Below are 22,234 nucleotides of genomic sequence, written 5' to 3'. Positions count from 1 at the left end.
TGCGGCTTTCGCCGTCGAGCCGTGGCCTTGGCTGTCGTGCCGTGGCTTTCGCCGTGGTGCCGTGGTCTTCGCTGTCGTGCTGCGGCTTTCGCCGTCGAGCCGCCGCCTCCGCCGTCGTGCCGCGGCTTTCGCCGTCGCGCCGTGGCCTTGGCTGTCGTGCCGTGGCTTTGGCCGTGGTGCCGTGGTCTTCGCTGTCGTGGCGTCGCCTTGGCCGTGGTGCCCGCGCCTCCGGCGCGGGGTTCCCCCACCCACCCGCCCATGACCCTGCGGGTAATCGGGCGGGTGGGTGGGAGAACCTGCGGGGAGATGGGGACTGCAGGGTGATCGGGTGGGTGGGTGGGAGACATCCGCCGCGGAGCGGCGGTTCAGGCAGGAACCGGCCGGAGCCCGAAGAACCGACCGGAGGTCAGCTACCCCCGACCGGAGGTCAGCCACCCGACCGGAGGTCACCCCCCTCGACCGGAGGTCAGCCCCCGGACCGGAGGTCACCCCCCTCGACCGGAGGTCAGCCCCCGGACCGGAGGTCAGCCCCCCCCCCGGACCAGAGGTCAGCCACCCGACCAGAGGTCAGCCCCCGGACCAGAGGTCAGCCCCCGGACCGGCGGTCAGAAGTACGTGCGGATGTAGTCCGTGACCGTTCCGTCCGCCTCGACCAGAGGAATCAGCTGCCACTTGTCGAACGAAGTGCACGGGTGCGACAGACCCATGCCGATCCAGTCACCCACCGAGAGCTCCCCCTCCGGAGTCGTCCGGATCCACGCGTGCTGATCGGAGAGGCCAGTGATCGTCACCCCGGTCGCGGGGCGTTCCCCGCCGCCCCGGCGGACGACCTGCGCCTCGGGCAGGTCCAGGTCGTACGCCGCGTCCCGCTTGCCCGCGTTGGCGAACGCCTGCTCCGGCGTGGGCCGGGAGACCACCTGCGCCCACAGCCGGAAGGCGGGCTCGAGCGCACCCTCCTGCGGGACGCGGTTGAACGGCGTCAGGTGGCGGTAGTGACCGTCGTCGTGCGAGACGTACGCACCCGAGCGGAGCAGCTTCAACACCGGTACCGACAGTTCGGGGATCTCGGCGAACACGTCCGCCACCGCGTCGAACCACGCACTGCCGCCCGCGCTGACGACGACCTCGTCGAGATCCGCGAACCGGTTCGCCTTGTCGAGCTCGACCGCGAGGGACGTGAGCCGGCGCAGCCACGCGTGCACGCGCTCCGGCGTCGCGTCCGGAACCTCGCCCTCGTACCCGGCGACACCCACGAGCCGCAGCGTGTCCGCGCTCGCGACGGCGTTGGCGATGTCGAAGCACTCGGCCTCGGTCCGCACACCGGTCCGCGCGCCGTCGCCCGCGGCGAGCTCCACCACGACGTCGACCGGACGCGTCGCCCCGGCCTCGCGCAGCGCGGCGTCCATCAGGGCCACGCCGGGGACGGAATCGACGTAACAGATGAAGCGGAAGGAGGGGTCGGCGTCCAGTTCCGCCGCGAGCCAGCGCAGTGCCGCCGCGTCCACCAGTTCATTGGCGAGGAAGATCCGGTCGATGCCGAAGGCGCGCGCGACCCGCACCTGGTGCGGGACGGCGAGCGTGATGCCCCACGCGCCGCGCTCCAGCTGCCGGGCGAAGAGCTGCGGCGCCATGGACGTCTTGCCGTGCGGGGCGAAGGCGAGGCCGTGCCGCTGCGAGTACGTCTCCATCAGCGCGAGGTTGTGCTCGAGGCGCTCGGCGGAGAGCGCGAGGACGGGCGTGGTGAAGCCGCCCGTGAAGAGGTTGCGGCGCTGGGCCGCGAGCTCGCCGACCGTCAGGCCGTCCGCGTCCGGCGGCAGCGCCTTGAAGCGGTGGTCGACACGCTCCTGGGCGAGCCGGTCCAGCTCCGCGGCCAGTCGGGCGGGCCCTTCGACGGTGCTGTCGGCGTTGTCGGCGGCCATGTGCGCCTCCTCGAAAAGGTGTGTTGCATGGTATGCAACGGTCATTGCGTATGTCGCTTACTGCTGTCTAACATCCGAGCCAACGCCGGGTCAACGGATCCGGAAAGCCGATCAGGAGCAGCAAGGGGTTGGGACGAAAGTGACCGCACAGGGAGAACTGGGCTACGCGGACGGCACCGGTGCCGTCGATGTGGTGGCGCTCGGCGAGTCCATGGTCACCTTCCTGCCCACCCGCGCCGGCCGCCTCGCCGACGTCCCCTCCTTCGATCGCGGAATCGGCGGCGCCGAGTCCAACGTCGTCTGCGCGCTCGCGGCCGCGGGCCACCGCACCCGCTGGGTCAGCCGGGTCGGCGCCGACGGCTTCGGCGACCATCTCGTCGAGGCGATCGCCCGTTACGGTGTCGACACGTCCGCCGTCGGGCGCGACCCGCACCGCCCCACCGGCATCTACTTCCGCACTGCCGACGACCGTGAGGCCGACGCCCACGAGGTCCTCTACTACCGCGCCGGATCCGCAGCCTCCGCGATGTCCACGGCCAACACGGACCAGGCCGCACTGCGCTCCGGGTACCTCCTGCACCTGTCCGGCATCACCGCCGCGCTCTCCGTGGACTGCCTGGACCTGCTGCGCGCGCTCACGGATGTCGAGACAGGGGCGGACGGCGTCTCCTTCGACGTCAACTACCGGCCGGGCCTGTGGGCCGGCGGCCAGGGCGCGGACCCCCGCGTCCTGCTCGACCTCGCGCGCGCGGCCGACCTCGTCTTCGTCGGCGAGGACGAGGCCGCCGACGCCTGGGGCATCACCGGCGGCCCCGACGCGATCCGCGCCGCCCTGCCCGAGCCGCAGCTCCTCGTCGTCAAGCGGGGAGCCGACGGCGCCGTCGCGTTCGGCGGCAACGGCACCCGGTACGAGGAGCCGGCGCCGCGCGTCGACGTCGTCGCTGCCGTCGGGGCCGGGGACGCCTTCGCCGCCGGGTTCCTCTCCGCCACACTCCGCAAGCTCCCCATCGGGCAGCGGCTGCGCCACGGCCACCTCATGGCCGCCGCCGCCCTCACCGTCCCCGGCGACCTCGCCGCACCACCGTCCCGTGACCACGCCGACCGGCTCGCCGCCCTCGACGCCACCGCCTGGGGGAGACTGCACCTCGGCCCCGGCTGGACGGCAGCCGACGACGAGGCCGCGCAGGAGGTACTTACGTCATGAGCCAGACCGTCGACCGCGCCCTGTCCATCCTGCCGCTGCTCGCCGAAGGACCCGCCGACCTCGGTCAGGTCGCCGAACGCCTCGACGTGCACAAGTCCACCGCGCTGCGGCTGCTGCGCACGCTCCACGAGCACGGCCTGGTCTACCGCCAGTCCGACCAGCGCTACCGCCTGGGCGCCCGCCTCTTCGCGCTCGCCCAGGAGGCCGTCGAGAACCTCGACGTACGCGAGATCGCCCACCCCCACCTCCTCGCGCTCAACGAGAAGTGCGGCCACACGGTCCATCTCGCGGTCTACGAGGAGCAGGAAGTCCTCTACATCGACAAGGTCGAGAGCCGCTACCCGGTGCGGATGTACTCGCGCATCGGAAAGCCGGTGGCCATCACCGTCGCCGCCGTGGCCAAGCTCCTGATCGCCGACTTCCCCGAAGCCGAGCGCCGCGCCATCGCGGAGAAGCTCGACTACCCCACGTACACGTCCCGTTCGACACCCAACGCCGCCGCGTTCCTCAAGGAGCTCAGCGCCGTACGCGAACAGGGCTGGGCCACCGACCTCGGTGGCCACGAGGAGTCCATCAACTGCATCGGGGCCCCCATCCGCGGTGCGGACGGCCGGGTCGTCGCCGCCATGTCGGTCTCCGCGCCGAACGTGGTCGTCACGGCCGAGGAACTCCTCTCCCTCCTCCCGCTGGTGCGCCGTACGGCAGACGCCATCAGCCGGGAGTACTCCGGAAAGTCACCCCTCAAGGAAGCCTGATCCCTCCATGACCGAGAACACCGTGAAGACAGCCCTCACCCCGGCCACCCACACCACTCCGCCCGCGAAGTTCTCCCACGGCGTGAAGAAGGGCAACATCCTTCAGGTCGCAGGGCAGGTCGGCTTCCTCCCCGCCGAGGAGGGCAAGGCCCCCACCCCCGCGGGCCCGACCCTGCGCGAGCAGACCCTCCAGACGTTCGCCAACGTCAAGGCCATCCTCGAAGAGGGCGGGGCGACCTGGGACGACGTGATGATGATGCGCGTCTACCTCACGGACGTGGACCACTTCGCCGAGATGAACGAGATCTACAACTCCTACTTCGAGGAGCAGGGCCTCAAGGCCCCCGCCTCCGCCCGTACGACGGTCTACGTCGGCCTCCCGGCGGGCCTGCTCATCGAGATCGACGCGCTCGCCGTCCTCAGCTGACGCCACGTCACCAACCCCCCACCCGTAAGCCGTTCGTCATCACGGCGCGGCGCCCGACACGTCCACGGGCGCCGTGCCGCGATCCCCCCTGCCCCGACTGTGTTTTCTGGGGGCGGCCCCCAGACCCCCATCCCATGCACTTACGAGGTCAACGATGTCCCCGTCCCCCTCCACCGCGCTCGCGGCCGCCCCCGCCCCCGAGGTGCCACCTCACACCGGCGGCATCCTCACCCTGATCGACGGCACGGCAGGCCTGCTCACGGTCGCCGCGCTCGGCATCGTCCTTCTCCTCTTCCTGATCATCAAGGTCAGGCTGCAGCCCTTCGTGGCGCTGCTCGCGGTCTCCATAGCCGTCGGCCTCTCGGCCGGCCTCTCCGTCACCGAACTCTTCGGCACCGTCCAGAAGTCCGACGCCGTCTCGGTCATCGAGTCGGGCATGGGCGGCATCCTCGGCCATGTGGCGATCATCATCGGCCTCGGCACGATGCTCGGCGCGATCCTCGAAGTGTCGGGCGGCGCCGAGGTGTTGGCCTCGCGGCTGCTCGGCATGTTCGGCGAGAAGCGCGCGCCCCTCGCCATGGGCCTGACGGGCCTGATCTTCGGCGTCCCGGTCTTCTTCGACGTGGGCATCTTCGTCCTGGCCCCCATCGTCTACGCGGCGGCCAAGCGCAGCGGCAAGTCGATCCTGCTCTACTGCCTCCCCCTCCTCGCGGGTCTGTCGATGACCCACGCCTTCCTGCCCCCGCACCCGGGCCCGGTGGCGGCAGCCGGTCTTCTCCACGTGGACCTCGGCTGGGTCATCCTGATGGGCATCGTCTGCGGCATCCCGGCCGTCCTCGCCGCCTGGGTCTTCTCCGCCTGGGTCGGCAAGCGCATCTTCGTGCCCGTCCCGCAGGACATGGTCGAGGCCGCGGACGAGGCGAAGGCCGCGGTCGTCGCCGAGCAGCGCGCGGCCGGCGTGGAGCCCCGCGAGAAGCCGGTACCCCTTGCCACGGTCTTCGCGATCATCGGTACGCCGCTGCTCCTGATCCTCCTCGCGACCTTCTCGTCGATCGCCTTCGCCCCCTCGACGTTCCGCAGCGTCATTGAGTTCTTCGGCAGCCCCTTCGTCGCCCTGACGATCGCGCTCCTGATGGCGTACTACCTGCTGGGCATCCGCCGAGGCTGGTCCCGCAAGTCCCTTGAGACGGTGTCGACTTCATCGCTCAAGCCGGTCGGCAACATCCTCCTGGTGGTCGGCGCGGGCGGCATCTTCGGCGCGGTCCTCAAGGCGAGCGGCGTGGCCGCGGCCCTCTCGGACACCTTCCAGGACGTCGGCCTGCCGATCATCGTCCTCGCCTACCTGCTCTCCCTGGTCCTGCGCGTCGCCCAGGGCTCGGCGACGGTCGCGATCGTCACGACGGCGGGCATCGTGGCCCCCCTCCTCGCCGAGGGCGACCACTCCCAGGCCTTCGTCGCCCTGGTCATCATGGCGATCTCGGCGGGCTCGATCTTCGCCTCGCACGTGAACGACGGCGGCTTCTGGATGGTGGCGAAGTACTTCGGCATCAGCGAGCGGGACACGCTGAAGACGTGGACGGTCCTGGAGTCGGTCCTGTCCCTGGCCGGGTTCGCGGTGGCGGCAGTGGTGAGTCTGTTCGTGTAGCTCGCGTCTCTCGTGTACGCCTCGCGCGTACGCCGTCGGGGGCGCCCCGGGCCGCAACAGTCCTGGGCGCCTTCGGTGTCACGCGGCCTGACGGCCGGCGGCCGGGCTCGGGCGCCCCTGCGACACGTTGTGGGTACGGGTACGTACCCGTATTGTGGGACGTGGAAGGGAGCGCACCATGACCGATGCCAACATCCGCATTCCTGAAGAAGCCAAGGACCGGCTGGCCGCCATAGCGACCGGCGAAGGGCTGTCCCTGCGGGCCTACCTGGCGCGTCTCGCGGAGACTCTCCTGACTCCCGAGGAACGCGCCGCTCGGGCCGAGCAGGCCCGCATCGCGCTGCGGGAGTGGAACGGTTACGCGCCGAGCGCCGAGGAACAGCGGGATCTCGATGCCGAACTGGACCGCCGCTTGGCACAGGTGACCGGCCGGTGAGCGAGACGCACATTGTCCTGGACAAGTCCGCCATGGCCGCGGCAGGCCGTGGCAACGCACTAGCGTCCCGGCTCATCCACCGCGCGCACGCAGAGGCAGGCTGGTTCCTGTACGCCCCCACCTGCGCGCTGATCGAGGCGGACCGCGCTCGTCCAGGGGCCGCAGAGCACCTGGCCGCACTGCCCGGCATCACGGTCCTGGACCTGGATCTGCCTGCCGCGTTGGCCATGGCGGAGCAGCAGACCTGGGCCGACGCTCACACGGAGCATGCCGCCCAGCCCGCCCTTGACCGGCCTGCCGGTGCGACCGTCGCCACCACCGTCCCCCGGCAGTGGGAGGGACGGCCGGTCCGTGTCCTGGACCTCAGCCCCTGACGGCTCCTGAACGCCGCACCTGAAGCCTCCGAAGAGCGCCCCACCGCGAAGAGCGCCCCTCCGCGACCGGATTCCGCCCCGCGCGTGCCCGAAGTCCGACCGGCGGCCGCTGTGCAATGGAAGGCGAGGGGAGAACCGAACGGGCTTGTGACGGGTGTGACGCCGGTGCGATCCTTGCCGCCATGTCACCCCCTCCTCACATGCCCGATCACGGATTGGTACTGGAGGAGGTGAGGAAGGTGCGGCGGGCGGGCGTCGTCAGACTGCGCGAGACGGATACGCCGGAACTGATCCGGATCGCCGGGCAACTGCCCGCGGCCAATGGTGAGTTGTCCGCCGGCGGCGTCGAGAGGCTGCTACGGACCGCCGTCGCGGGCATCGGCGGCGGCAGCCTCCAGACCGCCGCCGAGTACAGCCTCGGACTCGCCCAGGGGACCCGCGACTGGCCGGCCGCCGACCGCCGCAGGCGAGCCGCCCAGGTGTACGGGGTCAGCGTCGAACGCTTCCGCAAACACCATGAGTTGATGGTGCTCGGGCAGATAGCCGAGCAGCTCGTCGGCATCGCGGGCCGGGTGCGCGAGGACACCGCCACCGGCGAACCTTCCCGGCTGCCCGCGGCCCACCGCGAGCTGCGGCTCGCGCTGCACGGCCGCACCGTCACCGTCACCGTGCACGTCCACTCCGTGGACCTGCTGCGGGACGTCGACGTCGTCGTTTCGCCGTCCAACACGTATTTCGCGCTGCCCGCCGCCTACAAGTCGTCGGTCTCGGCGACGCTGCGGCGGGCCGGCGCCCTCAAGGACCCGGCGGGGGGACTCGTCGAGGACCATGTCCACGATGAGTTACGGGGTTGGGCCGCCCGGCACGGAGCACCGGGCCGGGCGGCCCTTCCGGGCACCGTCGTCGCCACCTCGTCCGGAGCCCTCGCAGGTCAGGGCGTCCGGCGGATCTACCACGCGGCGGTGGCCGTGCCCCGGCCCGAGACCAATGACTACGACGTACAGCCCGCCGATGTGACCCGCGGCGTGGCCCGCGCCTTCGCGCTGCTCGCCGAGGAGTCCCGCGCGAGCGACCCGCCGCTCACCTCCATCTGCCTGCCGCTGCTCGGCGCGGGCCGCGGCGGCCTCCCGCCGCTGGAGAGCTTCGGCGCGCTGTGGGCGGCCGTGGAGGCGGAGCTCGCCCGCGGCGCCGAGTGGGACGTTCACTTCGTCGTACGCCGCCATGCGCGCGCCGACCTCATCGAGCGGCTGCTCGCCGGGTATGCCGTGCCCGCCGGGCCGGGTGTCCATGACGACAGGGGGAACCCGTGAATCCGTACGCCGTGCTCGCGGCCGCCGCCGCGCTCTGGGACCGCATCGCCGACCGGCTCGACCAGCCGCTGCGCGATCGGCTCGCCGCGTACCTCGACGTCGTACGCGGCCGGGGCGCGGACCAGGACGCCCGGCGGGACGCCGCCGACCGGGCGGCGGCGCTGCTGCGGGAGCGGCTGCCGGAGGAGTTCGGCACCGGGGGAGAGGCACGGCTCGCCCTGGACGCCGGGCCCGAAGGGGTGACCGGTGAGGACCTCAGCTACCAGGGGTTCCGCGTCGAGGATCTCGCCGTGCTCCTGATCGACGGCCACCGCATGGTCGGCCCCGTGCTCGGCCCGGTCCGTGAACGGCTGCTCGCCGCACCGGCGTTGGACGCCGACACGGTCCTTCGGCACGGCGGCAACCCGTTCGCCCCCGAGCTGATCCGACTTCCGGGCGCCGGCGGCCTGCCGCGCCTGCCAAGCTTCCAGTTCTCCGAGGACGCCATGCCCTGGCTCGTCGTCCTCGAAGTGAACACGCTGCTCGCCGCCGACCGTGACCCGTGGGGTGCCGCCGACTGGTGGCTCTCCGCCAACGCCTGGCTCGGCACGCCGCCCGCACTGCTCCTGGGCTCCGGCCGTGACCGCCAACTCGCGGACACGGCACGGTTCTTGATGGAGGGTGAGTGACCGTGCCCAACTACCGTCCGCCGGAAGCCATGAACGGCGCCCCCGCCAAGGTCACCCTCGAACGGGGCACGGTCCTGCACCGCGTGCACAAGTCCCACCGGGAGGCCGCCGCCTTCAATCCGCACCCCGCGCATTGCCTCTACGGCGGCGGCCGCTTCGACGGCACGGCCTGCGACCCCTACGGCTACCTCTATGCGGGCCTCAGCCCGGCCGCCGCGGTCTGCGAGACCCTGCTGCGCTCCCTGCCCTTCGACCCGTCCGGCGGGCCCCGGCTGCTGCCGCGCGTGGGCGTCGAGGGGCGGCGCCTGTCGACACTCCGGCTCACCACCGAGCTGACCGTGGTGTCGCTGATGACCGCGCAGGACCTGGCCGCCGTCCACCAGGACAGCTGGCTCGTGCAGACCGAGGCGGTCGACTACGCGTACACGCGCGACTGGGCACACTGGATCCGCCGGCACACCGACCCGTGGGCGCAGGGTTTCGTCTGGTCGTCGAAGCGGGAGCCGGGTGACCGGACGGTGCTGCTGTTCGGGGACCGGTGCCCGCGGGGAGTTGCCGAGCCGGTCGACGAGGGCGGCGTGGACTTCGGCACGGCGGAGGGCGAGCAGTGGCTCAACTCCGTTCTGCAGCCGTACCATGCGCGACTCGCGCCCTGAGCCCGCTCGATACGTGAGGTTCCCCGTGCCCGAAGAGAACACCCTGGCGCAGCTCGATGCAGAGCGCACCGAGCTCCTCGACCATCTCGGGGGGCTGGCGTCCGACGACCCCGACGCGCCCGGACTGTGCGCGTACGCGGGTGAACTGAGCTACCGCATCCACGTGCTGTCCGACGGTGCCTCCGGAACGGAGGACCTGGACCTGGCCGCGGAGGCCTTCGGCTTGGCCTTCGCGGCCCCGGGCATGGACGACGACTGGCACGCCTGGCGGATCGTGTACGCGCATGTCCGGCTCTTCCAGTACGACCTCGAACCCGCCGACCAACTGATCGACGATTCCTGGGAGTTGCTGCTCGCGGGCACCGCATCGCTGCCCGCCGACGAAGCGGCGTACGACGACGTCCGCGCCCTGGGGTGTCATCTGCTGGCCCTCTGCTCCGGGGCGCGGTACATGCGCTACGCCGCGAACGTGACCCGCGAGGAACGCGGCACGCTCCTGGACGAGGCGGTGCGCCGGATCGAGGACACCGACGGGGTCCTCGAGGAGGGCTGCGAGGCGGCGGTGGACCTGCGGGAGTCGCTCGGCTACCTGTACTTCGAGCGCTGCCTGCTGCGCGGCGACGCCGAGGACGCGGCGGTGGCCGCCGGACACTACCGGGCGGTGCTCGAAGCGCAACTGCCCACCACCAACCTGCCGTTCGTCCGGCACAGCATGGCGGTCGCGCTCCTCTCCCACGGCAGGGTGGCCGGCGACCGGGACGAACTGGAGGAGGCGAGGGAGGCGTTCGGCACGGCGCAGCGCGACGCCCTGCGCCGCACCGGGCAGCGGCCGCCGTGGCATGTGGACGCCGAAGTGCGCGCCGTCTTCATCCGCGTACTCATCTGGTCGACCTGGAAGGACCAGGCGCACGGGGCGGCGGCCGAGGTGAAGCTGACCTCCCTGCTCGCCGAACCCGGAGTGACCGAAGGGCTGCTGCCGCAGTTCCTCGACGGCTTCGGGCGGCTGCTCTACGAACGGGCGAGCGCGCGCGGCGACAGCGCGGGCCGCGACCGGGGCATCGACCTGCTGCGGCGCGCGGTCACCGCGTGGCAGGCCGAGCGGGACGGCAGGGTGGCGGGGACGGCGCTGCTGCTCGGCGTGTTCCAGTACGCCCGCCATCAGGAGGACCCCGGTCCGGGCCGGGTCGCCGACGCGGCCGAGGCTGTCGAACTCGCCCTCGCCGACCCTCAATTGGAGCCGGAGCTCCACAAGATGGCGCTGATCCTCAGGGGCTGGGTCCGGTTCGTGCGCGGCGAGCAGCCCGGCGGGTCCGGCCCCGACGGCTCGGGCGACGACGTCGTCGACGCCTACCACGCGGTGATGGACGACCTGGGCGAGGGCCGCGCCTTCGTGGACTTCAGCGGCACCGACGACGACCACCCCGGCTTCTACAGCGGCTTCGGGACCGATCGCCTCGCGGCCGGATTCGACACCGTGTACGCGCAGTGGAGCACGATGGAACCGGGAGCGGAACGCGCGGGCGTCGCCGCCGGGCTCCTCACCCATCTGCGGTTCCTCGACCCGCACGGCGAACACGTCAGCACCGGGCAGAAGGACGCGCTCATCGAGGACGTGCTCCAGCACGGCAAGGACGACCCGCGGTGGCAGCACCTCGCGCACATGGCGGCGGGCACAAGCCGCCTCGCGGACGAGATGGCCGGCGCGGGCAGCGACATGGACACGGTGCTCGACCACTTCGCCCAGGCCCGCGCCGCGGACGCGCTGACCGGCGGCACCGCCGGGCACGGCGCCGACTTCGCCGCGATGATGGCCACCGTCCAGCGGGGCCAGTTCGGCGGTGGCGCCGACGACACCGACCTGGCCCGCGACGCCTGGCAGAAGCTGCGGGGCAGCCCCACGCTCACCCCCCACGTGCGCCGTCTCATGGACGCCCAGCAGGCGTCCTTCGACGCCGGGGCCGCCCTCCGGAGCGGCGACCTCGCCACCGCTGACCGGCACATCGCCCACGTCCGTGAGACACACGCGGCACTCGACCCCGAGGATCCCTCCCGCGCCGAACTGTGGACGCTCGTCGAGATCGACCTGATGATGCGCGACGACCTGGCCAGGCGGATCGGCGCGCCTGCCGCGCCACCGCCGCCGGAGCGGCCCACTGTGGCCGCACTGCGCAGGATGGCGGTCCGGCTGCCGCGCGACCACCGGGCATGGGTACTCGGGGACAACGGCACGTCCCGCTTCACCCGCGCGATGCGCGCCCGCGACCCCATCGCCCTCATGGACGCGATGGAGCTGATCCAGGAAGCCCACGACATGGTCGACGAGGGGAGCGACAGCAGGCTGCGGTACGCCAACGTCCTCGGCGGGGGCCACTGCGCGCTCGCCGGGGTCCAGCGCGACCCGCGCGAGCGCGACCGCCATCTCGCCCAGGGCATCACGCTCCTGGAGTCCGCCTTCGAGGCGGCGGCAGGACCCGAGCACCGCCTTTACGCGTCCACCGGACTCGGCCTCGCGCGCGCCTACCGCAACCGCGCCGCACTGCGCCACGACGACCGCGCGAACGCCCGCCGCATCGGACTCGACGCCCTGCGCGGCCACGCCTGGGCGGCGCTGCTGCAGTCCGGCACCGACCACGCCACGCAGGCCGCCGCCCAGGCCACGGGCGCGGCGCTCGAAGTCGCCGGGTGGTGCCTGCGCGACGACGTACCCGAAGACGCGGTGCGGGCGCTCGACGCCTGCCGCGGCCTGGTGCTGCACGCCGCCACCACGTCGAGCACCGTGCCCGACCGCCTCGTCGCGGTGGGCCGGGAGGATCTGGCGGCGCGGTGGCACGAGGCGGGCGGCACCTCCGCCACGCCGGAAGCGGGCCCCCTCGCCACTGCCCAGGCCCCGCCGCTGATCCCCAGCGCCCTCCGCCGCCGCGTCCTCGCCGCCCTCACCGGCGAGGAGGCGCCGCCGGGCGAAGGCACCCCGCAGGACCGGCTGCTCGATCCGCCGACGCCCGCCGAGATCGCCACCGCGCTGCGCACCCTGGGCAAGGACGCGCTGGTCTACCTGGTGCCCGCGTCGGACGACGGAGGCGGCGCGGCCGTCGTCGTCACCAACGGCGGTGACGCCCACTCTGTGCCGCTGCCGCAGCTGCGGGAGGACGCCGCGCCGCTCAGGACGTACGCGCCCGCGAGCGGCGGGGCACGGGACATGGGCCCGGTGGAGGGGTACCAAGCTCCCGGGCAGCCGGCCCTGCGCGACCGGCTCGACCGGCTGTGCGGCTGGGCCTGGTACGCGGCGATGCGGCCGCTGTTCGACGCGTTCGCCCTGCCGTCAGGCCGCGTGCCGCGTCTCGTGCTCGTCCCGATGGGCGCGCTGGGGCTCGTGCCCTGGCACGCCGCGTGGGACCAGCGGGACGGCGGGGGCCGCAGATACGCGCTGCAGGACGCGGAGATCTCGTACGCGGCGTCCGCCCGGCTGCTCTGCGACGTGGCGGCGCGGACCGCGGTCACGCACACCGGACAGGCGCTGGTGGTGGGGAACCCCACCGGGGACCTGCGGTACGCGGGCGAGGAGGCGGACGCCGTACAGCGGGCCTTCTACCCGGAAGGGCAGTTCCTCGGCACCCGGGGCAGTGGCAGGGCCGACGGCGCCGGCACCCCGCACGAGGTGCTGACCTGGCTGCGCTCGGGCGGCGACGACAGCGGCGCCGTGCTGCACCTGGCCTGTCACGCGGCGGTGGCGCGGAACGAGCGCGGAACCGCCTATCTCTCCCTGCACGGCGGCGAGTTGGCGGCGGAGGAGCTGACGGAGGCGCTGAGCGGCGGCGGCCGCGGGCGGCTCGGCCTTGTCCTGCTGGCGGCCTGCCGCAGCCATGTCTCGGGGCGCGGTCACAACGAGGCGTACACGCTGTCCACGGCGTTCCTGGTGGCGGGGGCGAGGTCGGTGATCGGTTCGCTGTGGCCGGTGCCGGATGACGCGACGTCGGTTCTGATGTTCCTGACGCACCACTTTCTGCGTGCGCAGGGGGAGCCGCCGGCCAAGGCGTTGCGCCGGGCCCAGCTGTGGATCCTGGACCCGGAGCGTGAATTCCCCCCGGAATTGCCTCCGTTGCTGCGGGCGCGGGCGGCGGCGCTGGATCCCGATGACTTGAGCGGGTGGGCGGGGTTCACGCATCTGGGGCAGTGAGTAGTGCTCCGCGGGAAGTGCGGTATTCGTCCGCGGGTCCGTTGTGGCTGGTCGCGCCCACGCGGCGGAGCCGCACATGTCACAGCCCCGCGCCCCTTCGGGGCGCTGCCGAGCCGCCTCTCAGGAGAACTCACGCACCACCGTCCGCAACGGAACCGTCCGCGTCGCCCAAAGCCCCACCCCCGCCCCATCGACCCGCCCCAAGTCTCGGCTCCCGGCCCCGGCGGCCGGATCGAACCGCAGCACACCGTCCCCCACGGCCACCACGTCCAGACGGGCAGCCGCACCGTCCGCGCGCCACGCGGGCAGATGGAACGGCACCGTATTCAGCTCCCCCTCCGCCACCACCAGCTTCAGCCAGTCCTGCACGTAGGCCCCGTCCGCGACCGCCCGCCCCGCCGGCAGCGAAAGCTGCACCGGCTGGTCGTCGAGGGCGTACCCCGTGTGGCCCGGGGCGATGAAGTGCCCCGGGTAGAGCCCCGCCCCGCTCCCGTAGCTGTCGGTCAGGTCGAGCAGGGCGCACCACAGCGGCCGGTCGGGAGAGCGGTTGTGCAGCCGTATGGAGACCCAGGGGCGCTCGGGGCCGCCGGGCCCCGGCGTATAGGGGCAGACGATCTCCCCGCTGCCGTCCGGGAGCAGCTCCGTGCCGGCGTCGTCCCGCGTGTCCCACGGCCTGATCGACACCCGCACGAGGCCGTCCAGGGGAGAGGGCCGCGACGTGAGGTCACGGAGCTGGTGCCAGCGGGTCAGATGGACGAGGCAGTCCGCGATGCGCGCAGGGTCCGCCAGCGGCAGCGGCGCGACGAACGGCGATCCGTCGCGCCGCAGGACATGCGCCGCCGCCCCACGGACCTCGACCCGGAAATGCAGATCCCCCGCCTCGCGCGGTGTGCCGACCACCCGGAGCAGCGGCGAGGCGGAGGCGAGCAGGTCATCCAACTCCCGTGCTCCCGCAGGGTCTTCGGGCCCCGACACCGCCACCGTCGCCGGTGGCAGCGCGAGGGCGGAAAGCGTCACCGGGTACGCCCGCGCGGCGGACGGCACCCAGTCCACCGGGTCGACCAGCGTGCGATGGCTGTGCACGGCCCGCGCTCGTACGGCGGAACCGGCACCCCCCTCCGCCAGAGCCTCCGGAAGAACCGTGAACTCCGTCCCCGAAGCTCCCGCCCCGTCCCGCAGCCCGTGCCCGCTCCCGCAGTCCACCTCCCAGCCGTCCGCGCCGCACCGCAGCAGATACGGGCTCGGCGTGCGCGACACCGCCCCACCCAGGAACGGCAGGTCCGCCACGCCGCCGGGCTCCGCCGGGTACAGGACCGGCTGCTGCCCGCCCCCGGAGCGCTGCAGCCGGGCGTCGGCCGTGGCGAGCAGCTCGCGGTAGGTCGCGTCCGGGCCCGCCTCCCGTACGACGCCGAGCAGCGCGTGGGTGAAGGCCCCGTGCCTGCGGCCCCCGAAGTCCCCTTCGTACGACAGCTGGTTGAGCCTGCTGGCGGCGAGAAGCACATGCCGGGCGGGCCCGGCGGGGGCCACCGCGTCCCGCGCCCCCGTGAAGTCCCACCCCGCGCCCGGCGGCGCGTACCGGGCGGTCAGATCCGAGTCCCGTGTCGCGCCCCCGGAGTAGCAGCAGTCCAGGACCGCCGCGGTGTGTGCGCCCCGCGCCGCCACCGCGTCGAGCAGGGCGCCCAGGGTCTTGTCCGGCAGCGGGCCGTCCACGCAGACGAGGGCCTGGTTGCGGCCCGTCGCCTCGATGAGCAGATCGGCGCCCGCCGCCCGCGACTGCGTGCCGTGACCGGAGAACCAGAACAGGGCCGTGTCGCCGGGGCCCGCAGCGCCGAGGAACTCCCGGATCCCGTCCTCGACCGCCGCGCGGGTCGCCGCCGCGTCGGGCACGACGCGGACCTCGGCCCTGCCGCCGGCGCGCGAAGTGAGCAGCTCGTGGACCGCGTCGATGTCGTTGACGCAGCCGGTGAGCTGTGTGGCGGTCTGTGCGGGATATGCGTCGATGCCCACGAGAAGCGCGTAGATCTGGCCCATGGCGGAGAGTCTGTCAGGGGCGGGGCGAGGTTGACGGGGATGAACTGGGCGGGAACGGGGCGTCTTCCGGCCCCAGTCAGGTCGGGTTGGGCGAATCGCGTGCCAAGTGACCAGCCACGTACCAGTATTGATGACACATCAGTTGAGGCAGACAAGCAGCAGCCATGCCCGTCATGGCTGCCTTTCACCGTCGGGGGACACATGGGTCACTTCGAGCGGCCTCGGCGCGTCGTGCAGCCCGGCCCGCAGGGCGCGGCAGGCGCCGCCCAATCGCCGCAGGGGCCGGTCCGGCGCCTGACCGCGGGGGCCGCTCCCCGGCGTGCCGCCGCCGCGGGACCCCGCACCCGCCAGGGCTGGGCGCCGCGCTCGCGGGAGCTGCGTGACGCCGTGGCCCGGCTCGACGCGCATCTCGACGACAAGGCCGTACAGGAGCTGTCGGACTGGATCAGCGAGGAGTACACGAACGCGCACGGCACGGTGCCGCTCGGCTTCTTCGCGCGCTGCTTCCTCGGCCCGCCCTACGTCGACCACCAGCTCAGCCTCTTCGCCGTGATCGTCGAGCACTTCGCCCCCTCGGACAAGGTGCCCGCGCCGTTCGCGGGGGCCCGGACGATGGTGCGCACCGGTGGCTACGCGTACGTCGAGGTGTACTCCGACGGACTGCTGGTCCCCGTCCTCGACGACGGAACCGCCGTACGCGGTGGAGACGTACTCCTCTGAGAGCCCCCCTCCTGTTCCCCGCGACACGTCCCCTCCCCGCTCGCCCCCAACTTCCCCCGCCTCACGCTCGATCGGAGATACGCATGCCCGATGTGGACTGGGCGCTGCACCGGCAGGTGCAGCAGGTCGCCAACCTCGTGAACGGCCTCAGTGAGCAGGTGCGCTCCGTGTCGGGCCAGGTCTCGGCCGTCGACGCCAACCAGCAGACGACCCGCTCCGAACTCCAGGAACTGCGCGACGAGTTCCAGCAGTTCGCCCAGACGACGATGCTCATCGCCAATGTGCAGCGCGCGGAGACCCGCGTCGGTGTCGTCCAGGACCAGGTGGACCACGAGTTTGGCCACCACAAGACCGTGCGGCGCACCGCCGTCGGCATGCTCCAGGCCTTCGACCTCGGGATCGTGTCCGAGGACAACGTCCGCATGGTCGGCGACCAGCTGATGATCCAGACGCCCCGCTACTGGCTCGCCCCCGCGCTCGTGGCCCTCGCCTCCTGGTCCGCGGACGACCGCACACTGTGCGAGCGCGCGGTGGAGGAGGCGTTCCGCCGCTCCCCGGACCGCACCTCGCTGTTCTTCGCCCTCGTCCTGCGCCGCCAGGGCCGCAAGGACAGTTCGGTGCGCTGGCTGCGCCACTACCTCCTCGCGCAGGACCCGAACGCCCTGGGCCGCGAGTTCGCCGTCATCCTGGAGTCCATCGCGCAGGGCGCCTTCGGCCTCGCGGGACGCGAGCTCCTGAACGACGGCCTGACGAGCTGGCGCGAGCAGCTGATGGACAACACCGACGCCCAGCAGAAGCAGATCAAGCGCTGGTACGACGAGGTCGACTCGCTGCGCGGACCCACAGCCGCGAAGGAGTTCCCGCAGCTCGCCGCGGTCTCCCCGCAGTGGCAGGAGCTGGACGGGGTGCTCGGCGCGGCCCGCGCGCACCAGCCGCTGCTCGTCAAGTACCGGGCCATCATGGACCGGGAGTTCGAGCCGTCGGCGCGCCTTGAGGACGCCGTGGACGACATCCTCGACCGGCTCGTCTCCGAGTACGACAACGAAGAGCTGCCGCTGCGCCGCGAACTCGCCTTCAACCACGCCGTCATCGACCACGCGGGTGACGTCGCCGCCGCCCGCAAGGCGGCCGACGCGGACTCCGCCTCGTACGACGAGACGCTCGACTATCTGACGGTGCAGACCACCGCGGCGCTCAACCCGCCGGCCATCGGCACCTCGCCCGCCACCCAGCGCCTCGCCGTGGCCGCCTGCCACGAATGGTTCCTGCAGGGGCATGCCGGGTTCACCCGCGACTACCGGGCGGCGGTGCCGCAGGACGTGCAGGCCCGCTTCCAGGTCGCGCAGAAGGTGGCCGGCGGTGTGATGCAACTGCCGGTGTGGACCGGCTCGCTCAGCCGGCCGCTCGGCGAGCTCGAAGGGTCTCTCGGGAGCCACTGGGACCAGCACATCGAGCCCTTCGTCGCCTCACTCGCGTACCCGACGGTGCGGAAGGTCGCGCCGCTCGTCCTCGTACTGCTCGGCATCCTGGTGCTCGTCGGCTCCATCCACATGGGCTTCGCGCTGATCGCCGCCCTGGTCACCGGCGGGATCTGGGGCCTGGTGATCCACAACCGCGCGCGGGCCGCCGCACGCAACCAGGAAGCGGCCCGCGCTTTGCTCCAGCGCGCCAAGCAGGACTCGCTGCGGCAGCTGCGCGCGGCCTCGGCCGAACTCACCGACTGGCAGACGAAGTTCCGTGACGAGGACGCGGTGGAGGCGCGCTGCCGCGAACTGATCAAGTCCCTGGAGACCGCTGTCCGGGGCGGCGGCTCGCCCTTCGAGGGCCGCACCGTAGCCAAGGAGGAGGCCGCCTCATGAGCAGCCAGGATCTGTCCGCAGCCCCGCCCCCGCCCCGGAACCCGCCGCCCTCGGAGGGCGCGGGAGGCGGCTGGGGCGCGCCGTCGAACCGGACCGGCGGCGATTCCCCGTGGGCCGCGAGCCACCGCCCGAGCGGCGAGCGGGTCACGACGAGGCTGCGCCGGGTCGTCGAGGGGCTGCCCGACTGGGAGCCGCTGCCGCCCGGCGAGACCGTGGTGCGGCGGCCCGGCAGCCTCTCATGAGGTCCGGGGAAAGCCGCGGCGGGCGGTTCACCGGTCTTCTCGGCAGGAAGCGGCCCGCGGCGGCCCCCGCCAATCCCGAGCCCGACTCCTACTGGGGCGACGGCGGCGACTATCACGCCTGGGTGGACTTCCTGCGCCGCTGGACGGCCGAGGAGGAGCACCTGCACCCGCAGGCGCTTCCGACGCTGAGCGACGAGCAGTTCGCGGCGGAGACCTGGGTCAGGCTCACCACCCATCTCGGCGATGCGCTCGGCACCCGGCTGCAGGCCTGGTCCGACCGCTTGGTGGCGGCACTCAACGCGGCTCAGGACGAGTTCTCGGCGGGCCGCGAGCTGACCCAGTCCAGGACCGGGCTCCGGGCGATCCGCGCCATGGCGCGCCACCAGGGTCTGCCCGCCGGTGTGCGCGACCGGCTCGGCGGGGTCGTCGACGAGCAGATCGCCCAGCTCCAGGCCCAGTTGGAGCAGGGCCTCGAGGAGAAGGCGCGGGCCGGATGGGACCCCCGCCAGGTCGAGCGGCGCCGCCGCACGCTGCGGGAGAACGCGCTGACGGAGGTCACGGCACAGCCCCCGGAAACCAAGAAGCGGGGCAAACGGGACGCCGCCGCCAGAGCCGCGCACGAGGCGAGGAACGATCCCGACCCGTGGTCGCACGACCCCACGGCGCCGTCTCGCCGCCGCGTCATCACGGACTGACCGACGGGTCGTCCCGCCCAGCCGTCGCCACACCCCCACCACCGCAAACCAAAGGTCCGCATGTCGAACTACGCCGAGAGCCTGCACCACCTCGACAGCTACATCTCCGCCCGTGTGCCGGTGATCGGCATGCGCACCATCGAGCAGCAGCGCGCCCTGCGGCTGCTGCGCGAGGCGGCCACCCAGCCGCGCCGCAGCAGCATGCCGTTCTGGATCTACACCAGGGCCACCGGGCTGCGTGATCTGCGGACCAACGTCTCGGTGCAGGACGACCGTTCGCTCACCGGCGCCATGGACTTCGCGGCCGCCCAGTTCACCAGCAGGGCCAACGCCACGGTGATCCTCGTCGACCCCGACGGCCTCGAGGCGGACACACCGGTCACCCGGCACGTGGCCGAGCTGGCCCGGCTCGCCGACAGCAACATGGGCAGCATCATCCTCATCACGGACACCCCCATCTGGAGCGGTCTGCAGCGGCTCGGCATGAGCCTCCAGCTCGACCTGCCGGACGCCGACGAGATGTACGGCATCCTCAGCGGCTTCCTCGGCGACCACCACGGGCACATCCCCATCGAGTGGGGCGAGGAGGACGCGCGCAGGGCCGCGGAGTTCCTGCGCGGCGTCACCGAGGCCGAGTGCGTCAACCTGATGGCGACCATCGCGGCCAAGGGCTCCATCAAGGAGGAGGACGTCCTCGGGCTCGCCCAGGCCAAGGACCGCATCTTCAGCGACCTCACCGGCCTCGAGCGGGTGGCGCTGCGGGAGAGCGACTACTCCATAGGCGGCCTGAGCAGCCTGCGCGAATGGCTGCGCCGCAAGCACGAGCTGATGCATGCCGACCTGCGCGGCACCGAACTGCGGCCGCCGCGCGGAGTGCTCCTGGTCGGCGTGCCCGGCTGCGGCAAGTCACTGTCGGCCAAGGCCATCGCCCACGAGTGGAAGCTGCCGCTCTACCGCCTGGACATGGGCAGCATCCACGGCAAGTACCTGGGCGAGTCCGAGGGTCGCTTCCGTGAGGCCCTCGCGATGGCCGACCGGGTCGCGCCCTGCATCCTGTGGATCGACGAGATCGAGAAGGGCCTCGCGGGCCGTGACGACGGCACGGGCGTGCCGCAGCGGATCATCGGCCAGTTCCTCTTCTGGCTCCAGGAGTCCCAGTCGCGTGCCTTCGTCGTCGCCACCGCCAACGACGTCCGCAGCCTGCCGCCCGAACTCCTGCGCAAGGGCCGTTTCGACGAGCTGTTCTTCGTGGACCTGCCCGACGCGGAGGAGCGCAAGGAGATCATCACGCTCTACCACCGGCGCTATCTGAAGTCCGACCCGGAGCCGCAGCAGGTGGACCGTCTCGTCGACCTCTCCGAGGGTTTCGCCGGCTCCGACCTGGAGTCCGCCCTGCACGACGTCGGCGCGGAAGCGCTGCTGAGCGGGGGCGCGGCCAACCTCAAGCCCTCGCTGCTCCTGGACACCTTCGCCAACACGGTGCCGATGAGCAGGGTCAACCCGGAGCAGATCGAGGAGATCAGGGCCTGGGGCCGGGAGCGCGCCGTCCCGGCGGGCCGGACGACGGTCGGCGCGGCCCAGGGCGGCGCGAAGCCGGCCCGCCGGATCGTGTTCATGGACGACTGAGGCCAAGCATGCAAGGAGAGGGGCGGGGGGGAGTTGACCCCCGCCCCCCGTCTCGCTCAACTCGCGCAGTACTCCTGCTCCTTGCCGATCGACCGGTACATGCAGTCCGCGTTCTCCAGGAGCTGCAGCACCGCGTCCCGGTTGCGGTCCGTCTCCCGGTCGATCACCTCGTCGGGCGGGTAGAAGCCACCGCCGCCGGACGACGACGGGTACATCTCGAAGGTGTACGAGAAGATCTTCTGGTCGCCCCAGAGCCAGTCGTCGATGGTGCCGTCCGTGATGTAGAGATCACTGGACTGCTCGGGCGTGTAGCCGTTGCTCGCGGCCATCTTCTCGCCGACTGCCGCGTGCGCGTCGCGGTCGTCCTGGGTGAGGCCCTCCGCGGTGTCGTCGTAGGTGTAGCCGTAGGGCCACAGGACGAGTTCGCTGTACGTGTGGAAGTCGATCGCCGCGGTGATCTGCTGCTTGCCGCCGACGATCCGGCCGCGTACGAAGTCGGCGAGGACCTTCACCTCGGGGGCGGACTCGCCGGCCTTGCCGCGGTAGGTCTCCGAGCCCGTCGAGCCCGAAGAGCCGCCGCAGCAGCCCCACTTGTAGTCCCAGTTGCGGTTCAGGTCGGTGCCGACGTTCGACGAACCGGAGTTGGGCTGCCGGTTCTTGCGCCAGCTGCGGTAGGAGCCGGACGCGATGTCGTACTCGCCGCCGTCCGGGTTCACGTCGGGGACGATCCAGATCTCGCGGTCGTCGACCATCTTCTTGATCCGCGCGTCCGTGCCGTAGTCGTCGCCGAGTTCGCGCACCAGATACAGCGCCATCTCCACCGTGAGGTGCTCGCGCGCGTGCTGGTGGTGGGTGAAGAGGACCTCGGGCTCGGACTCGTCCGTGGCGGCGTTGTCACTGATCTTGACCGCGATGATGTCGCGGCCCTCGTGGGACTTGCCGATGACCTTCTTGGTCATGATGTCCGGGTGGGCGGCGACGCGCTGGTCGATCTCCGCGTTCATCTCGGCGTAGTTGTGGTACTTGGAGTCGGCCGGCGGGAAGTCCTTCGGCTTGGCCTCCTTGCCGTTCGTACGCTTCGGGGGCGCGGCGAGCTCCTTCAACTCATAGCCCTGCGCGCGCAGTTCACGCACCTGCGCGGCGGTGGCGGACACCGTCACGACATGGCTGTCGAAGTCGTCGATGCTGACGCCCGTTCGGGCAATCTTGGTGCGCGTGGCGGGCGTCGAGTGCGTGCTGATCTCGTACTGCTCGGTCTTCTGCTCGTCCTCGGCCGCCGCCGTCCGCCGGGGGGCCGGATCGGCCGGTGCGGCGTTGGCGGTCAGGGGTGCCGCCACGGCCAGGGCGAGGACGGCCGCCAGGGCGGCTGACCTTCTTCCGCGTAGGTGCCTGCGTATGCGAAGTCGCATGAAGTCTCCTGAGAGGTGGGGGGTGGTTCACTGCGACGGTGCGAGGTGCGAGGTGCGGCCCCATGGTGAAGCAGTGGCATGTTC

18 protein-coding genes are annotated in these 22,234 nt (G+C 72.2%); 15 read left to right on the top strand and 3 right to left on the bottom strand.

Features of this window, described 5'->3' with window-relative positions:
* Window positions 1-605: 605 nt before the first annotated feature.
* Window positions 606-1,919, bottom strand: a complete 1,314-nt coding sequence (locus AB0G47_RS31190; RefSeq protein ID WP_360776857.1) for an amino acid deaminase — start codon at window positions 1,917-1,919, stop codon at window positions 606-608.
* Window positions 1,920-2,058: 139 nt separating this feature from the next.
* Between AB0G47_RS31190 and AB0G47_RS31185 the strand changes: the two genes are divergently transcribed.
* From AB0G47_RS31185 to AB0G47_RS31140, 10 genes are all read left to right on the top strand, one after another.
* A complete protein-coding gene (locus AB0G47_RS31185; protein WP_360776855.1) occupies window positions 2,059-3,123 on the top strand; it encodes a sugar kinase in 1,065 nt (354 codons plus the stop codon).
* Complete coding sequence (locus AB0G47_RS31180; RefSeq protein ID WP_360776853.1) at window positions 3,120-3,878, top strand: IclR family transcriptional regulator; 759 nt, start codon at window positions 3,120-3,122, stop codon at window positions 3,876-3,878. The genes AB0G47_RS31185 and AB0G47_RS31180 overlap by 4 nt, the downstream gene beginning before the upstream one ends.
* 7 nt (window positions 3,879-3,885) lie before the next feature.
* Complete coding sequence (locus tag AB0G47_RS31175; RefSeq protein ID WP_360776851.1) at window positions 3,886-4,305, top strand: RidA family protein; 420 nt, start codon at window positions 3,886-3,888, stop codon at window positions 4,303-4,305.
* 154 nt (window positions 4,306-4,459) lie between these two features.
* Complete coding sequence (locus AB0G47_RS31170) at window positions 4,460-5,950, top strand: gluconate:H+ symporter (protein WP_360776849.1); 1,491 nt, start codon at window positions 4,460-4,462, stop codon at window positions 5,948-5,950.
* 178 nt (window positions 5,951-6,128) lie between these two features.
* A complete protein-coding gene (locus tag AB0G47_RS31165; RefSeq protein ID WP_360776847.1) occupies window positions 6,129-6,386 on the top strand; it encodes a hypothetical protein in 258 nt (85 codons plus the stop codon).
* The gene (locus AB0G47_RS31160; protein ID WP_360776845.1) at window positions 6,383-6,760 is read left to right on the top strand and encodes a hypothetical protein; all 378 of its coding nucleotides are present in this window, start codon (window positions 6,383-6,385) and stop codon (window positions 6,758-6,760) included. Before AB0G47_RS31165 ends, AB0G47_RS31160 begins: the two co-directional genes overlap by 4 nt.
* A 200-nt stretch (window positions 6,761-6,960) precedes the next feature.
* Window positions 6,961-8,070, top strand: coding sequence for a hypothetical protein (locus AB0G47_RS31155; protein WP_360776843.1), 1,110 nt, complete (start codon window positions 6,961-6,963; stop codon window positions 8,068-8,070).
* Window positions 8,067-8,738, top strand: coding sequence for a hypothetical protein (locus tag AB0G47_RS31150; protein ID WP_360776841.1), 672 nt, complete (start codon window positions 8,067-8,069; stop codon window positions 8,736-8,738). Before AB0G47_RS31155 ends, AB0G47_RS31150 begins: the two co-directional genes overlap by 4 nt.
* A 2-nt stretch (window positions 8,739-8,740) precedes the next feature.
* Window positions 8,741-9,394 carry an RES family NAD+ phosphorylase gene (locus AB0G47_RS31145; protein ID WP_360776839.1) on the top strand — a complete coding sequence of 218 codons (654 nt, stop codon included), beginning with the start codon at window positions 8,741-8,743 and terminating at the stop codon, window positions 9,392-9,394.
* Between the two features lie 25 nt (window positions 9,395-9,419).
* Window positions 9,420-13,568, top strand: a complete 4,149-nt coding sequence (locus tag AB0G47_RS31140) for a CHAT domain-containing protein (RefSeq protein WP_360776837.1) — start codon at window positions 9,420-9,422, stop codon at window positions 13,566-13,568.
* Window positions 13,569-13,688: 120 nt separating this feature from the next.
* Here the strand turns inward: AB0G47_RS31140 and AB0G47_RS31135 are convergent, their stop codons facing one another.
* A complete protein-coding gene (locus AB0G47_RS31135) occupies window positions 13,689-15,599 on the bottom strand; it encodes a caspase family protein (protein ID WP_360776835.1) in 1,911 nt (636 codons plus the stop codon).
* Window positions 15,600-15,800: 201 nt separating this feature from the next.
* Between AB0G47_RS31135 and AB0G47_RS31130 the strand changes: the two genes are divergently transcribed.
* The 5 genes from AB0G47_RS31130 (at window position 15,801) to AB0G47_RS31110 (ending at window position 20,741) form a co-directional block, all read left to right on the top strand.
* Window positions 15,801-16,319: a hypothetical protein gene (locus tag AB0G47_RS31130; protein WP_360776833.1), complete on the top strand. Its 519-nt coding sequence runs from the start codon at window positions 15,801-15,803 to the stop codon at window positions 16,317-16,319.
* A gap of 83 nt (window positions 16,320-16,402) precedes the next feature.
* Complete coding sequence (locus AB0G47_RS31125; protein ID WP_360776831.1) at window positions 16,403-18,178, top strand: hypothetical protein; 1,776 nt, start codon at window positions 16,403-16,405, stop codon at window positions 18,176-18,178.
* Complete coding sequence (locus AB0G47_RS31120) at window positions 18,175-18,420, top strand: hypothetical protein (RefSeq protein WP_360776829.1); 246 nt, start codon at window positions 18,175-18,177, stop codon at window positions 18,418-18,420. Before AB0G47_RS31125 ends, AB0G47_RS31120 begins: the two co-directional genes overlap by 4 nt.
* Window positions 18,417-19,115, top strand: coding sequence for a hypothetical protein (locus AB0G47_RS31115; protein ID WP_360776827.1), 699 nt, complete (start codon window positions 18,417-18,419; stop codon window positions 19,113-19,115). Before AB0G47_RS31120 ends, AB0G47_RS31115 begins: the two co-directional genes overlap by 4 nt.
* A gap of 60 nt (window positions 19,116-19,175) precedes the next feature.
* Window positions 19,176-20,741 carry an AAA family ATPase gene (locus AB0G47_RS31110; protein WP_360776825.1) on the top strand — a complete coding sequence of 522 codons (1,566 nt, stop codon included), beginning with the start codon at window positions 19,176-19,178 and terminating at the stop codon, window positions 20,739-20,741.
* Window positions 20,742-20,797: 56 nt separating this feature from the next.
* On the opposite strand, the gene AB0G47_RS31105 is transcribed toward AB0G47_RS31110, so the two are convergent.
* Window positions 20,798-22,150, bottom strand: a complete 1,353-nt coding sequence (locus tag AB0G47_RS31105; RefSeq protein WP_360776823.1) for a M14 family metallopeptidase — start codon at window positions 22,148-22,150, stop codon at window positions 20,798-20,800.
* Window positions 22,151-22,234: the final 84 nt, after the last annotated feature.

Origin of the sequence: Streptomyces sp. NPDC021622, from assembly GCF_040640795.1 — a bacterium.
Taxonomy (GTDB): Bacteria; Actinomycetota; Actinomycetes; order Streptomycetales; family Streptomycetaceae; genus Streptomyces.
Note: the sequence above shows the minus strand (reverse complement) of the source record. Positions and strands in the feature narration are given on the sequence as shown.